General features: G+C 73.8%; 11 protein-coding genes. 3 read left to right on the top strand and 8 right to left on the bottom strand.

Annotated features, from left to right (window positions below; genetic code table 11):
• Positions 1–35 precede the first annotated feature (35 nt).
• The 6 genes from IT780_RS03290 to IT780_RS03265 form a co-directional block, all read right to left on the bottom strand.
• Complete coding sequence (locus IT780_RS03290; protein ID WP_199509847.1) at positions 36–1,046, bottom strand: zinc-dependent alcohol dehydrogenase; 1,011 nt, start codon at positions 1,044–1,046, stop codon at positions 36–38.
• Between the two features lie 57 nt (positions 1,047–1,103).
• Positions 1,104–1,697, bottom strand: a complete 594-nt coding sequence (locus tag IT780_RS03285; RefSeq protein WP_199509846.1) for a hypothetical protein — start codon at positions 1,695–1,697, stop codon at positions 1,104–1,106.
• Positions 1,698–1,708: 11 nt separating this feature from the next.
• The gene (locus IT780_RS03280) at positions 1,709–3,127 is read right to left on the bottom strand and encodes an NAD(P)(+) transhydrogenase (Re/Si-specific) subunit beta (protein ID WP_199509845.1); all 1,419 of its coding nucleotides are present in this window, start codon (positions 3,125–3,127) and stop codon (positions 1,709–1,711) included.
• On the bottom strand, positions 3,124–3,420 hold the full coding sequence (locus tag IT780_RS03275) for an NAD(P) transhydrogenase subunit alpha part 2 (RefSeq protein ID WP_199509844.1): 297 nt from the start codon (positions 3,418–3,420) through the stop codon (positions 3,124–3,126). The genes IT780_RS03280 and IT780_RS03275 overlap by 4 nt, the downstream gene beginning before the upstream one ends.
• Positions 3,417–4,559 carry an NAD(P) transhydrogenase subunit alpha gene (locus IT780_RS03270; protein WP_199509843.1) on the bottom strand — a complete coding sequence of 381 codons (1,143 nt, stop codon included), beginning with the start codon at positions 4,557–4,559 and terminating at the stop codon, positions 3,417–3,419. The genes IT780_RS03275 and IT780_RS03270 overlap by 4 nt, the downstream gene beginning before the upstream one ends.
• A 143-nt stretch (positions 4,560–4,702) precedes the next feature.
• On the bottom strand, positions 4,703–5,290 hold the full coding sequence (locus IT780_RS03265) for a DoxX family membrane protein (protein WP_199509842.1): 588 nt from the start codon (positions 5,288–5,290) through the stop codon (positions 4,703–4,705).
• Between the two features lie 197 nt (positions 5,291–5,487).
• Between IT780_RS03265 and IT780_RS03260 the strand changes: the two genes are divergently transcribed.
• Positions 5,488–6,534 carry an NAD(P)-dependent alcohol dehydrogenase gene (locus IT780_RS03260; protein ID WP_199509841.1) on the top strand — a complete coding sequence of 349 codons (1,047 nt, stop codon included), beginning with the start codon at positions 5,488–5,490 and terminating at the stop codon, positions 6,532–6,534.
• A 38-nt stretch (positions 6,535–6,572) separates the two neighbouring features.
• Here IT780_RS03260 and nifJ read toward each other — a convergent pair whose 3' ends face one another.
• Both nifJ and IT780_RS03250 read right to left on the bottom strand, forming a co-directional pair.
• Positions 6,573–10,127, bottom strand: a complete 3,555-nt coding sequence (nifJ, locus tag IT780_RS03255) for a pyruvate:ferredoxin (flavodoxin) oxidoreductase (RefSeq protein ID WP_199509840.1) — start codon at positions 10,125–10,127, stop codon at positions 6,573–6,575.
• Entirely contained in the window at positions 10,124–11,761 is a 1,638-nt protein-coding gene (locus IT780_RS03250; protein WP_199509839.1) for an NAD(P)-binding protein, read from the bottom strand. The genes nifJ and IT780_RS03250 overlap by 4 nt, the downstream gene beginning before the upstream one ends.
• A gap of 190 nt (positions 11,762–11,951) precedes the next feature.
• Here IT780_RS03250 and gap point away from each other — a divergent pair, with 190 nt between their 5' ends.
• Together gap and IT780_RS03240 are read left to right on the top strand one after the other, a co-directional pair.
• Complete coding sequence (gene gap / locus IT780_RS03245; RefSeq protein ID WP_199509838.1) at positions 11,952–12,971, top strand: type I glyceraldehyde-3-phosphate dehydrogenase; 1,020 nt, start codon at positions 11,952–11,954, stop codon at positions 12,969–12,971.
• Positions 12,972–12,975: 4 nt separating this feature from the next.
• Positions 12,976–13,590: a CBS domain-containing protein gene (locus IT780_RS03240; protein ID WP_199509837.1), complete on the top strand. Its 615-nt coding sequence runs from the start codon at positions 12,976–12,978 to the stop codon at positions 13,588–13,590.
• Positions 13,591–13,604: the final 14 nt, after the last annotated feature.

Raw genomic sequence — 13,604 nt, 5'->3', positions numbered from 1 at the left:
TGGGCGCGCCGGGGGCGTCGGCCCGGGGCCGATCGTCAGGGCATGAGCACCAGCCGGGCGGGAACCCGGCCGGCCAGCACGTCGGCGATCGCCTGGTTGATGTCCTCCAGCGCGCGCGGCTCGAACAGCACGCGGGTACGCCCGGCCGCGTGCAGCCGGAACACCTCGGCCAGGTCGGCGCGGGTGCCGACGATCGAGCCGATGATCCGGATGCCCTTGAGCACGGTCTGGAAGACGGGCAGCGAGATGGCGTTGTCCTTGGGCAGCGACACCAGGATCAGCCGGCCGCCCCGGCGCAGGCAGGCGTGGGCCTGCTCGATGACGCGCGGGTCGGCCGCGAGCACCACGGCCACGTCGGCGCCGCCGAGCGCCTCGATCGCCGCGACCGGGTCCTGCCGGGCCGCATTGATCACGTGGGCCGCGCCGAGCTGCTTGGCCAGGGAGAGCTTCTCCTCGGTGACGTCCACCGCGATCGTCTCGCCGCCGAAGATCTGCGCGTACTGCTGGGCGAGGTGGCCCAGCCCGCCGATGCCGAAGATCGCGACCCGGTCGCCCGGGGTGACCCCGCCGACCTTGACCGCCTTGTACGTGGTGACACCCGCACAGGTCAGCGGCGCGGCCTCGGCCGGGTCGATGCCCTCGGGGACGCGGACCACGTACCGGGCGTCGGCCACGGCGAACTCGGCGTGCCCGCCGTCGATGGAGTATCCGGTGTTCTGCTGCGACTCGCACAGCGTCTCCCAGCCGGTGACGCAGTACTCACAGGTGCCGCAGGCGTGCCCCAGCCAGGGGATCGCGACGCGGTCGCCGAGGCCGTGCCCGGTCACGCCCGTGCCGAGCTCCTCGACGATGCCGACGCCCTCGTGGCCGGGCACGAACGGCGGGGCCGGCTTGACGGGCCAGTCGCCCTGGGCGGCGTGGATGTCGGTGTGGCACAGCCCGCTGGCCTCGATCCGGACGAGGACCTGCCCGGCCGCGGGCGCGGGCTTCGGGACCTCCCTGATCTCGAGGGGCTTGTCGAAGCCGGTGACGACCGCTGCTCGCATGGCTACCTCCGTCTCTGCGCTCCTGCACCCAGCCTGACCCGGCGGGGGCGGGGGCGGTCAGAGTCGGCGGTCCTGATCATCCGGGACCTCCGGCGTCCCGGCCTGCAACAACGCGGCCACGTGCGCCCGGGCGTCGCGGTCGATCGCGCGCAGCGTGCCGTCGTCGAGCTGGTGATCGAGGCGCATCCGGGCGGCGAGCAGCTCGACCGGGTCGTCGCCGGCCGCCGCGGCCCGCAGCGTGAACCGGCAGGCGGGCGCGCCGCCGCGCACGGCGGCGAGGCCCGTCCAGGCCGTCCGCGCGATCGCCTCCACGTCGACGCTGTCGATGACGCTCGGGGCCGGCGGGGGTGGCGTCGGCGGCACCTGCCGGGCCCGGCAGAACAGCACCCCCGGCCCGCCGCCGGCGTCCACGAGCTCGACGGCGAGGACGCCGGTGGTGATCGGCGCCGTCGTGATCCGGCCGCCGAAGAGCAGCGCGAGCGGCCACCCGGTCCGCGGGCACACCAGCGTGTCGCCGGCGCCCAGCGCGCTGACCACCCCGGCCGTCAGGGCCTCGTCGTGGGCGGGCTGGTCGAGGCTCGCCTCGAGGTGGCGTACCAGCAGCATGCGGTGCAGCAGCGCGGTGCGCCGGGCGGCCGGCGACTGGACCATCGGGCGCCTCCTCATGCCGCGTACTCGCGCACCCCGGCGAGCAGCTGGGCGAGGCCCTTCTTCGCGTCGGCGAAGAGCATCGCGGTGCCCGGGCGGGTGTACAGCTCATTGTCGATGCCGGCGTACCCGTGGCCCAGCGATCGTTTGATGACGATCACCGTGCGGGCCCGGTCCACGTCGAGGATCGGCATGCCGGAGACCGGGTTGCCGGGCCGCCGCGCCGCCGGGTTGGTGACGTCGTTGGCGCCCACCACCAGCGCCACGTCGGTGCCGGGGAACTCCGGGTTGATCTCGTCGAGGTCCTTGAGCTGCTCGTACGGCGCGTCCGCCTCCGCCAGCAGCACGTTCATGTGCCCGGGCATGCGCCCGGCGACCGGGTGGATGCCATAGCTGACCTGCACGCCCCGCTCGGTCAGCGCGCGGGCGAGGGCGACCGTCTCGTGCTGCGCCTGCGCCGCGGCGAGCCCGTAGCCGGGGACGATGACGACCTTGTGGGCGTACGCCAGTTGCAGCGCCGCGTCCTCGGCCGTGATCGCCCGTACGGGCGCACCCGCGCCCACCGCCGCGGCCGGCCCGGCGCTGTCACCGGTGCCGTACCCGCCCGCGATGATCGCGCCGATCGAGCGGTTCATCGCGTCGGCCATGAGCTTGGTGAGGATCGCGCCGGCCGCCCCGACGAGGGCGCCCGCGATGATCAGCGGGCTGCTGTCCAGCACGAACCCGGCCATGGCGACCGCGGTGCCCGTGCAGGCGTTGAGCAGCGAGATGACGACCGGCATGTCGGCGCCGCCGATCGGCAGGGTGAGCAGGATGCCCGCGGCCAGCGCGGCGACGCCGATGCCGGACAGGCCGAGCGCCCCGGTGCGCCCGGTCAGGTAGAGCCCGGCGAGCCCGGCGGTGGCGAGCGCGAGGAGGACGGTGGCCCACCTTCCGCCGGGCACGGTGACCGGCCGGCCGGGTACCAGGCCGGCGAGCTTTCCGGAGGCGACGAGCGACCCGCTCAGCGTCACGCCGCCGATGAGGACGTCGAGCACGGTGGTGATCGTGGTCTGCAGGCCCGGCGTACCGGCCTCCTGGCTGCGCTGGACCGCGTCGCCCAGCGCGATCAGCGCGGCCGCGCCGCCGCCGACGGCGTTGAAGAGGCTGACCAGCTGGGGCATCGCCGTCATCGGCACGCGCCGCGCCGTGATCAGACCGGCGACGGCGCCGGCCGCGGCCCCCGCGGTGAGGGCCGTGACGGCCCAGACGGTGATGCCGTGGTCGCGTACCAGCACCGCGCCGGTCGCGAGCACCGCTGCGGCCATGCCCGCCGCCGACAGCCGGTTGCCGCGCAGGGCCGTACCGGGGGAGTTCATCAGGTGCAGGCCCAGCACGAAGCAGGTCGCGGCGGCCAGGTAGACCAGGTGGATGGCGGTGTCGAAGGTCGTCACGGCTTCTCCTCCCGCCGTGGGCGGAACATCGCCAGCATGCGTTCGGTGACCACGTAGCCGCCGGTGACGTTCATGGCGGCGAACGCGGCCCCGATCAGCACCAGCACGTAGCCGGTGACCGTGGTGGCCGTCGCGGCGAGCAGCATCACGCCGACGATCACGACGCCGTGGATCGCGTTCGCGCCGGACATCAGCGGGGTGTGCAGGGTGGCCGGCACCTTGCTGATCACCTCGAACCCCACGAGCAGGCTCAGCAGGAACACGGTGATGTCCGCCATCAGCAGCGGGCTCATGAGGGAACCTCCTCGCTCGTGGCGGCGCGGACCGCCGGGTGCACGACCTCGCCGTCGCGGGCCACGACCACGGCCGCGTGGATCTCGTCGTCCGGGTCGACGGCCACCGCCCCGTCGCGGATCAGGCCGGCCAGCAGCGCGCACAGGTTGCGGGAGTACGCGGTCGACGCCGCCTTCGGTACCCGGGCGGGCAGGTCCGCGGCGCCGACGACGGTGACGCCGCGGGCGCTCACCACGGTCCGGCCCGGCTCGGAGCCCGCCACGTTGCCGCCGAGCGGCCCGGAAGCCGCGTCCACGACCACCGAGCCGGGCCGCATCGCCTCGAGCGCGGCGGCCGTGACCAGTAATGGCGGGCGGCCGTCCGGGACCTGGGCGGTGGTGATGACGATGTCGAACCCGGCGACGGCGGTGTCCAGCGCCTCCTGCTGCGCCCGGGCCTCGTCCTCCGACAGCCGGCGGGCGTACCCGCCCTCACCGGTCGCGGCGGGCACGTCAAGGGTCAGCACGGCGGCGCCGGTCGAGGCGATGTCCTCCCGGGCCGCCTCCCGCACGTCGTAGCCGGTGACGGCCGCACCGAGGCGGCGCGCGGTGGCGAGCGCCTGCAGGCCGGCGACCCCGGCGCCGAGGACCAGCACCCGCGCCGGGCGGGCCGTGCCGGCGGCGGTCATGAGCATCGGCAGGTACGCGCCGTACGCGTCCGCGGCGACCAGCGCAGCCTTGTAACCGGCGACGTTGGCCTGCGAGGTGAGGGCGTCCATGGCCTGGGCGCGGCTCAGGGTGCGGGGGAGCAGGTCGAGGCTGATTGCGGTGACGCCGGTCGCGGCCAGCTGCCGGAACCGCACCGGGTCGCGACGGGGGGCGAGGAGCCCGACGAGGACCTGGCCCGCGTGCAGTGCGTCGGCGTCCTCGGGTGGGGTCACGCACAGCAGGACGTCGCTGTCGGCGTAGACCTGGACCCGGCTGGTGACCGTCGCGCCGGCGTCGGCGTAGTCGGTGTCGGCGTACCAGGCGCCGCTCCCGGCGCCGGCCTCGACGACGACCTGCAGGCCGTCCCGCCGCAGCCGGCCGACGTCCTCCGGGACCAGGGCCACCCGCCGTTCCCCGGCAGCCGTCTCACGGACCACACCGATGGTCGTCATGCGCGCTCTCCGTCCCCTCGCTCGGTCACGTCACGTCGCGGGTGAAAGCCGCCCGGCCGGGTCGACCGCCGTGAGGCCCCGGCCGGACGGCTGCTCGTACCGTCCGATCTCGCGTCCGGCGCCGTGGCCGGCGCCGGCCGGCGTCAGATCAGCCAACGGTTGCGCTGCACGAAGGGCAGCTGTGCCCACCAGCGGCCCAGGCCCCAGGTGTGTCCGGCGTACGTCAGCGCGGCGACGATCGCGCCGAGGGCGTACATGAAGTGGTAGTCGGTGATGGGGTTGTTCGAGCCGCTGGGCTCACCGGTGCTGGTGTGCTGCGCGAGCGGGAACTCGGCGAACCACATGAACGCCATCATCAGCGTGGCAGCCGCGGCGGCGATGCGCATCCCGATGCCGAGGATGAGGGCGACGCCGATGCCGAGCAGGCCGAGCATGAACAGCCAGTCCACCACGACGTTGCCGGCCATCGAGTTGAACGTGCCCTGGAACGGGCCGAGGTCGACGTGGGAGAGGAATCCCTTGGTCGGGGAGCCGCCGTTGATCCAGGCCCGCGCGGACGGGGTGGCGTAGTTCCATCCGAAGGTCTTGTCGAGGAACGCCCACAGGAAGACGAACCCGAGGGAAATGCGGAATACGGCCAGCGCCCGGGCGGCCGTCTTGGTAAGCATGTGACCGGGTGCCTCGACGTGCTCGAGGTGGTGAGCCGCAGCTCCGCGGCCGATGGTCGTCATGGTGTCCTCCTCATTCGGTGTCCTGTTCCGACCATGCACCGCTTCCGGCGCGGGCGCCCGGGCCTGACCGCCCGACCCTGGCGGGACTTAGGTCCCGATCGATCGGGCTGATTCCGGGCACGGGACGTTCGCCCCGTGTGCGACCCGGAACCGCGGTCCGACGATGGGCTCAGGGAGACGAGTGGGAGGAGACGGCGATGCGCGCGCTCAGACTGCTGGACTGGAAGAAGCCCGCCGAGCTGGTGGAGGTGCCGCAGCCCGTACCGGGACCCGGCCAGGTCGTGATCAAGGTGGGTGGTGCCGGGGCGTGCCACTCCGACCTGCACCTCATGCACGACTTCACGGCGGGGCAGCTGCCGTGGGGGCCGCCGTTCACCCTCGGGCACGAGACCGCCGGCTGGGTGCACCGGCTCGGCCCCGGCGTCACCGGCCTCGCGGAGGGTACGCCGGTGGCGGTGTACGGCGCGTGGGGCTGCGGCTCCTGCGACCGCTGCCGGCTCGGCGCCGAGTCGTACTGCGACCATCCGGCGGAGGCGCCCGTACCCTCCGGGGGCGGCGGGCTCGGCCTGGACGGCGGCATGGCCGAGTACCTGCTGGTGCCCGACGCCCGCCACCTCGTCCCGCTGCCGCCCGGGCTGGACCCGCTGCACGCCGCGCCGCTGACCGACGCAGGGCTCACGCCGTACCACGCGATCCGCCGCTCGTGGCCGAAGCTGACCCCGCGCAGCACCGCGCTGGTCATCGGCGTCGGCGGCCTCGGGCACCTGGCGGTGCAGATCCTCAAGGCGACCACGGCCGCCCGGGTCATCGCCGTCGACCTCCGCAAGGACGCGCTGGACCTGGCCCGGCAGTTCGGCGCGGACCTGGTGCTGTCCGCGGAGGACAACCCCGCCGAGGCGATCCGTGACGCGACCGGCGGTCACGGCGCCGACGTGGTGCTCGACTTCGTCGGCAGCGACGACACGCTCGCGCTGGCCGCCGGCACCGTCCGCAGCCTGGGCGACCTCACGCTCGTCGGGATCGGCGGCGGCACGCTGCCGCTGTCGTTCTTCTCGACGCCGTACGAGGTCAGCATCCAGACCACGTACTGGGGCACCCGGCCGGAGCTCGTCGAGGTGCTCGACCTGGCGGCCCGCGGGATGCTGACCCCGCAGATCTGCCGGTTCGCGCTGTCCGAGGCGGTCACCGCGTACGACGAGATGCGGGCCGGTGAGCTGCAGGGACGCGCGGTCGTCGTGCCCTGAGGAGCCGCGGCAGGGGCCCCGCGCGGGGCCCCTGCCGGTCAGCCCGCCGCGGCCGGGAAGCGCTCCGGTCCCCGGGCGGCCATCTCCTCGTAGACCTGCCAGTGCCGGTCCACCTCCTCCTGGGCGAGCACGGCCAGCCGCTCGGCCTCGGCGGGATCGGTCCGGCCGAGCTGCCGGAACCGCAGCTCCCGCTCCGTGTACGCGCTCAGCGGCAGCCGGGGGCGCGGGGAGTCCAGCAGGAACGGGTTCTCCCCGGCCGCCCGCAGCACCGGGTCGTAGCGCATGAGCGGCCAGTACCCCGACGCCACGGCACGGTGCTGCTGGTCCATGCCCTTGCGCATGTCGATGCCGTGGGCGATGCAGTGCGAGTACGCGATCACCAGCGACGGCCCGGGATAGGCCTCCGCCTCGCGCAACGCCCGCAGGGTCTGCTGCGGGTCGGCACCCATCGCCACGCGCGCGACGTACACGTTGCCGTACGCGATGGCCTGCAGCGCCAGGTCCTTCTTCGGGGTGCGCTTGCCGCCGGCGGCGAACTTGGCGACCGCCGACAGCGGGGTCGCCTTGGACATCTGCCCGCCGGTGTTGGAGTACACCTCGGTGTCCATCACCAGCACGTTGACGTCGCGGCCGGTGGCCAGCACGTGGTCGAGGCCGCCGGAGCCGATGTCGTACGCCCAGCCGTCCCCGCCGACGATCCACACGCTGCGCCGTACCAGATGGTCGAGGACGCTGCGCAGGTCGGCGACGGCCGGGTCGGCCGGGTCCAGCCCGGCCAGGCGCTCCTGCACCTGCGCCAGCCGGGCCCGCTGCGCGGCGAACTCGGACTCGCGCCGCTGCGGCGCGTTCAGCACCGCGTCGACCAGTTCGGGGCCGAGCCTGTCGCGCAGCTCGGTGAGCCGGGCCGCGGCCAGGCCCTGGTGCAGGTCGGCGGCCAGGCGGAAGCCCAGCCCGAACTCCGCGTTGTCCTCGAACAGCGAGTTGGACCAGGCCGGGCCGCGCCCCTCGCGGTTGCGCGTCCACGGCGTCGTCGGCAGGTTGCCGCCGTAGATGGACGAGCAGCCGGTGGCGTTGGCGATCTGCAGCCGGTCGCCGAAGAGCTGGGACAGCAGCTTCAGGTACGGCGTCTCGCCGCACCCGGCGCAGGCCAGGGAGAACTCGAACAGCGGCTGCAGGAACTGGGTGCCCCGGACGCTCTCGAAGTCCACCCGCGAGCGGTCGGCCTGCGGCAGCGTCTCGAAGAACGCGATGTTCTCGCGGCCGCGCCGCAGTTCCGGCTCCCGCGGCCGCAGGTTGATCGCCTTTTGCTCCGGGTCGTCCGCGGCGGCCACCGGGCACGCCTCGACGCACAGCCCGCAGCCCGTGCAGTCCTCCAGGTAGACCTGGAGGGTGAACTGGGCATCCGGCACCCCGCGCGCGTTGAGCGGCGCGGAAGCGAAGCCGTCGGGCGCACCGGCCAGCTCCTTGAGGTCGTAGAAGGTCGACCGGATCACGCTGTGCGGGCAGACGAAGCTGCAGGTGCCGCACTGGATGCACAGGTCGGGGTCCCAGACGGCCACGAGATCGGAGACGTTGCGTTTCTCGTACGCGGTCGTCCCGCCCGGGTACGTGCCGTCCGCGGGCAGCGCGCTCACCGGCAGCCGGTCGCCGTGCCCGGCCATCATCGCCGCGGTGACCGTGCGGACGAACGCCGGCGCGGTGTCCGGCACGACGGGCGGCCGGTCGTGGGTGGCGGTGACCGAGCCGGGTACGGGCACCTCCTGCAGGGCCGCCAGCGCGCGGTCCACGGCGGCGTGGTTGCGGGCCACCACCTCGGCGCCGCGCCGCTCGTACGTCTTCGCGATGCTCTGTTTGATCCGGTCGATCGCCGTGTCCCGCGGCAGCACGCCCGAGATGGCGAAGAAGCAGGTCTGCAGGACGGTGTTGGTGCGCCCGGGCAGGCCCGCCTCGGTGGCGACGCGGTCGGCGTCGACGGCGTACACGCGCAGCCCCTTGGCGATGATCTGCTCCTGCACCGGCCGCGACAGCGAGTCCCACACCTCCTGGGCGGTCCCGGCGGTGTTGAGCAGCAGCGTCGCGCCCTCCGCCGCCGGGGCGAGCACGTCGGCGCGGTCGAGCAGGCTCAGGTGGTGGCAGCCGACGAACCCGGCGCGGGTCACCAGGTACGGCGCGTGGATCGGCGCCGGCCCGAACCGCAGGTGCGACACGGTCATCGAGCCGGACTTCTTCGAGTCGTACACGAAGTAGCCCTGGGCGTGGGTGTGCGGATCGGCGCCGAGGATCTTGATGGTGTTCTTGTTGGCGCCCACCGTGCCGTCCGAGCCGAGCCCGAAGAACACCGCCGACACCGTGCCGGGCGGCTCGATGTCGAGCGGCCCGTACGGCAGGCTGGTCCCGCCGACGTCGTCGACGATGCCGACCGTGAAGCGCCGCCGCGGCTCCTCGCGGGCCAGCTCGGCGAAGATGCCGGCCACCATGCCCGGGGTGAACTCCTTGGAGCCGAGGCCGTAGCGGCCGCCGATCACCGTCGGCAGCGGTCCGGTGCCGTGCTCGGCGAGCGCGGCGATCACGTCGAGGAACAGCGGCTCGCCCTGCGACCCGGGCTCCTTCGTCCGGTCGAGCACCGCGATCCGGCGTGCCGTCGGGGGCACCGCCGCGGCCACCTCGGCGGCCGGGAAGGGCCGGAACAGCCGCAGCTGCACCACGCCGACGCGCTCCCCGCCGGCGATGAGGTGCAGTGCCGTCTCCGCCGCGGTCTGCGCGCCCGAACCCATGATCACCAGGACCCGCTCGGCGCGCGGGTCGCCGTGGTAGTCGACGATGCCGTACCGGCGCCCGGTGCGCCCGGCCAGCGCGTCCATCGCCTCCTGGACCGCGTCCGGCACCCGCGCGTAGTACGGGTTCACCGTCTCGCGGCCCTGGAAGTAGACGTCCGGGTTCTGGGCGGTGCCGCGGATGAACGGGCGCTCCGGTGACAGCGAGCGGCCGCGGTGCGCGCGGACGAGCCCGGCCGGGACCAGCGCGCGCAGGTCGTCGTCGGTGAGCAGCTCGACGGTGTTCAGCTCGTGCGAGGTGCGGAAGCCGTCGAAGAAGTGCACGAACGGTACCCGGGTCCGCAGCGTGGCGGCCTGCGCGACCAGCGCCAGGTCGTGGGCCTCCTGGACCGACGCGGACGCCAGCAGCGCGAAGCCCGTGGCGCGGACCGCCATGACGTCGGAGTGGTCGCCGAAGATGGACAGTCCCTGCGCGGCGAGGGAGCGGGCCGCCACGTGCAGCACCGCAGGGCTCAGCTCGCCGGCGATCTTGTACATGTTCGGGATCATCAGGAGCAGGCCCTGCGAGGCGGTGAACGTCGTGGTGAGCGCGCCGCTCTGCAACGCGCCGTGCAGGGCACCGGCCGCGCCGCCCTCGCTCTGCATCTCCACCACGGTCGGTACGGAGCCCCAGATGTTCGGCCGGCGCGCGGTCGACCACTCGTCGGCGAGCTCGGCCATCGGCGACGACGGCGTGATCGGGTAGATGCAGCACACCTCGTTCAGCCGGTACGCGACCGACACCGCGGCCTCGTTGCCGTCGATCGTCGTGCGCGTCATGGGAACACCTCCGGGATCATCTCGATGGCGTGCACCGGGCACTGCTCGAAGCAGGTGGCGCAGCCGGTGCACAGGCTCTCGTCGATGCGGTAGCCCAGGTCGGGGCCCAGCTTCACGATCGCGTGCTCCGGGCAGGCGCCCAGGCAGCCGTCGCACTCGAAGCAGTTCCCGCAGGACAGGCACCGGCCGGCCTCGTACCGGGCGGCCGTGGCGTCCAGCCCGCCGACGACCTCGCTGAAGTCGGTGATGCGCGCGGCGACGTCGCGTTCCGGCTGGGCGCGGCGCCCGGTGTCGCCGAAGTACCAGGGGTGCAGCAGGTCGAACGAGGCCACGACCGGTCCCGCCGGCTCGTCGCGCAGGGCGCCGCGCAGGTATGCGTCGATGTGCCGGGCCGCCTGCCTGCCATGGCCGACACCGACGGTGACCGTACGCTCGGCCGGCACCATGTCGCCGCCCGCGAAGACGCCGGGGCAGCCGGTCATCAGCGACCGCGTCACCACCACGGTGCCGTCGGCGGCGAACTCGACGCCGGGCACGTCCCGCAGGAACGCGGTGTCGCAGCTCTGGCCGAGCGCCAGGATGACCGTGTCGGCCGCCAGGGTCTCGGTGCGGCCCGTCGGCACCGGCCGCCCCTGGTCGTCGAGCTCCATCACCTCGACGGTGAGCTCGCCGGCGTCGAACGCCTGGATCGTACGCAGCCAGTTGATCGTGATGCCCTCGCGCTCGGCCTCGGCCGCCTCCTCGGCGTGCGCGGGCATCTGGCCGCGCGTCCGCCGGTAGACCACGAGGGCCTCGTCGGCGCCGAGCCGCTTGGCCACGCGCGCGGCGTCCATGGCGGTGTTGCCGCCGCCGTACACGGCCACCCGGCGCCCGATGACGGGTCGCTCGCCCGAGGCCACGCTGCGCAGGAAACCGACCGCGTCGACGATGCGCCCGGCCTCGCGCGCCGGGATGTCGACGCGCTTGGACAGGTGGGCGCCGACCGCCACGAACACCGCGTCGAAGCGGCCCTCGGCCCGTTCGGCGGCCAGGTCGTGCACCGGGCGTCCACTGAGGATGCGCACCCCCAGCGCCTCGATCCGGGCGATCTCCGCGGCGAGGACCTCGCGCGGCAGCCGGTACGCGGGAATGCCGTACCGCATCATGCCGCCCGGCTCCGGCCCGGCGTCGTGGATCTCCACCTCGTGGCCCAGCCGGGCCAGGTGGTACGCGGCCGACAACCCGCTGGGGCCCGCGCCGATGACCAGCACGCGCCGGCCGGTGGGCGGCGCGGGCGGGTCGAAGGCCCAGCCGTTGGCGAGGGCGAGGTCGCCGAGGAAGCGTTCCACGCCGTGGATCGACACCGCACTGTCCAGCTCGGCGCGGTTGCAGACGTTCTCACACGGGTGATAACACACCCGGCCGTGCACCGCGGGCAGCGGATTGGCCGCCACCAGCGTGCGCCAGGCGCGTTCGGGGTCCCCGGCCCGCATCGCGGCCAGCCATCCCTGGATGTTCTCCCCGGCGGGGCAGCCGGCGTCGCACGGCGCCGTCAGGTTGCGGTAGACCGGCTTGCGCTCACGGACCGGGCCGCTGCGGGCGCGATCGTGCGCGAGGTCGGGAAGTGGTGTCAGGTCGCGCGGTTCCGGAGTCATACCGGCCTCCTCCCGGGCGGATACCGCGAGCGTGCGCGGCCGGGACGGCAAAGCTAAGGGTCGATGGTCCCGACTCGGCCGGGCAGGCGGCGCCGCGGGCCCCAGCGCCCGGGGCCGCGGGTCGTTCGGCCCTGCCCGGCCCGCGGGCCGCGGACGAGGCTGGAGGCGTCACCAAGGCAGGAGGCTGACCATGACCTACCGCATCGCGATCAACGGCTTCGGCCGCATCGGCCGTAACTATCTGCGCGCCCTGACGGACAAGAAGCTCGCCAACGCGGGCCTCCAGGTCGTCGCCATCAATGACCTGTACGACCCCGCCATGCTGGCCCACCTGCTCGAGTACGACTCCACGTTCGGCCGGCTCGACGCGCAGGTGAGCTACGACGACGAGGCGATCACGGTCGGCTGGCACCGGATCCCCACATTCTCCGAGCGGACCCCGGACGCGCTGCCCTGGGGCGACCTGGGCGTGGACCTGGTGATCGAGTCGACCGGCAAACTGCGCCAGCGCGAGGACGCGGCGCTGCACCTCAAGGCGGGGGCCGGCCGGGTGCTGATCTCCGCGCCGGGCAAGAACGCCGACGCGACCCTGGTGCCGGGCGTCAACGCGGACTCGTACGACCCCGACCTGCACCTGGTCGTCTCCGCCGCGTCGTGCACCACGAACTGCGTGGCGCCGCTGCTGAAGGTGCTGCACGAGGCGTTCACCGTCGAGGCGGGCTACCTCACCACGGTGCACGCGTACACGAACGACCAGAACGTGCTCGACGCCCCGCACAAGGACCCGCGCCGGGCCCGGGCCGCGGGCGTGAACATCATCCCGACCAGCACCGGTGCGGCCAAGGCGGTCGGCCTGGTGCTGCCCGAGCTCGCGGGCCGGCTCGACGGCGTCGCCCTGCGCGTGCCGGTCGTCGACGGCTCCGTCAGCGACCTCACGCTGCAGTTCGGCACCGAGGTCAGCGCCGAGCAGATCAACGCCGCCGTCGCGGAGGCCGCCGCCCCCGGCCGGCCGATGGACGGGATCATCCGCTACACCGAGGCGCCGATCGTCTCCAGCGACATCGTGGGCGACAAGGCCTCGTGCGTCTTCGACGCGAAGCTGACCCAGGCGGGCGGCCGCCTCGCCAAGGTGTTCGGCTGGTACGACAACGAGTGGGGCTACACCAACCGGCTCGTCGATCTCACCCAGCAGATGGCCACCCGGAGGTGACGTGATGCGTGCCAAGGACATCATGAGCAGCCCGGTCCACGTGATCTGGCAGAACGCGCCGGTGGAGAGCGCCGCGGAGCTGATGGCCGCCAAGGCCGTGACGGCCCTGCCGGTGGTCGACGCCGACGGCCTGCTCGTCGGCATGGTCAGCGAGAGCGACCTGCTGTGGCACCGGGTCCCGTCCGACCCGACCGCGCACCTGCGCCGGCACCCGGACACCGACCCGTCCCGCCGCCCCGGCATGGTCGTCGAGGTCATGTCCCCGTTCCCGCTCACCACGACGCCGGACGCCGACGTCGCGGAGGTCGCCGACACGATGCTGCAGCACGACGTGCGCAGCATGCCGGTCCTCGACGGCCGCGAGGTGATCGGCGTCATCAGCCGCCGCGACATCCTGCGCGCCATGGTGCGCAGCGACGAGGCCCTCGTGAAGGAGGTGCAGCACCGCCTCGACGAGTACGCCGACGGCGAGCACCGGTGGACCGTGACCGTCGACGGCGGCGTGGCCACGGTGGAGGGTGCGTTCGCCAACGACACCGAGCGCGCGGTCGTCGAGGTGCTGGCGCGGACCGTGCCCGGCGTGGCGGCCGCGAACGTCAAGGTGGTGAACCCGGCCTGAAGGTGCGGAAGGGC

It is taken from the genome of Nucisporomicrobium flavum, assembly GCF_016464385.1.
GTDB classification, from domain to species: Bacteria; Actinomycetota; Actinomycetes; order Mycobacteriales; family Micromonosporaceae; genus Actinoplanes; species Actinoplanes flavus_A.
Note: the sequence above shows the minus strand (reverse complement) of the source record. Positions and strands in the feature narration are given on the sequence as shown.

Excerpts from the sequence above, each read along its gene's own strand:
- IT780_RS03290 (WP_199509847.1), bottom strand. The coding sequence starts at position 1,046 with ATGCGAGCAGCGGTCGTCACCGGCTTCGACAAGCCCCTCGAGATCAGG.
- IT780_RS03285 (WP_199509846.1), bottom strand. The coding sequence starts at position 1,697 with ATGGTCCAGTCGCCGGCCGCCCGGCGCACCGCGCTGCTGCACCGCATG.
- IT780_RS03275 (WP_199509844.1), bottom strand. The coding sequence starts at position 3,420 with ATGAGCCCGCTGCTGATGGCGGACATCACCGTGTTCCTGCTGAGCCTG.
- IT780_RS03270 (WP_199509843.1), bottom strand. The coding sequence starts at position 4,559 with ATGACGACCATCGGTGTGGTCCGTGAGACGGCTGCCGGGGAACGGCGG.
- IT780_RS03265 (WP_199509842.1), bottom strand. The coding sequence starts at position 5,290 with ATGACGACCATCGGCCGCGGAGCTGCGGCTCACCACCTCGAGCACGTC.
- IT780_RS03260 (WP_199509841.1), top strand. The coding sequence starts at position 5,488 with ATGCGCGCGCTCAGACTGCTGGACTGGAAGAAGCCCGCCGAGCTGGTG.
- nifJ (WP_199509840.1), bottom strand. The coding sequence starts at position 10,127 with ATGACGCGCACGACGATCGACGGCAACGAGGCCGCGGTGTCGGTCGCG.
- IT780_RS03250 (WP_199509839.1), bottom strand. The coding sequence starts at position 11,761 with ATGACTCCGGAACCGCGCGACCTGACACCACTTCCCGACCTCGCGCAC.
- gap (WP_199509838.1), top strand. The coding sequence starts at position 11,952 with ATGACCTACCGCATCGCGATCAACGGCTTCGGCCGCATCGGCCGTAAC.
- IT780_RS03240 (WP_199509837.1), top strand. The coding sequence starts at position 12,976 with ATGCGTGCCAAGGACATCATGAGCAGCCCGGTCCACGTGATCTGGCAG.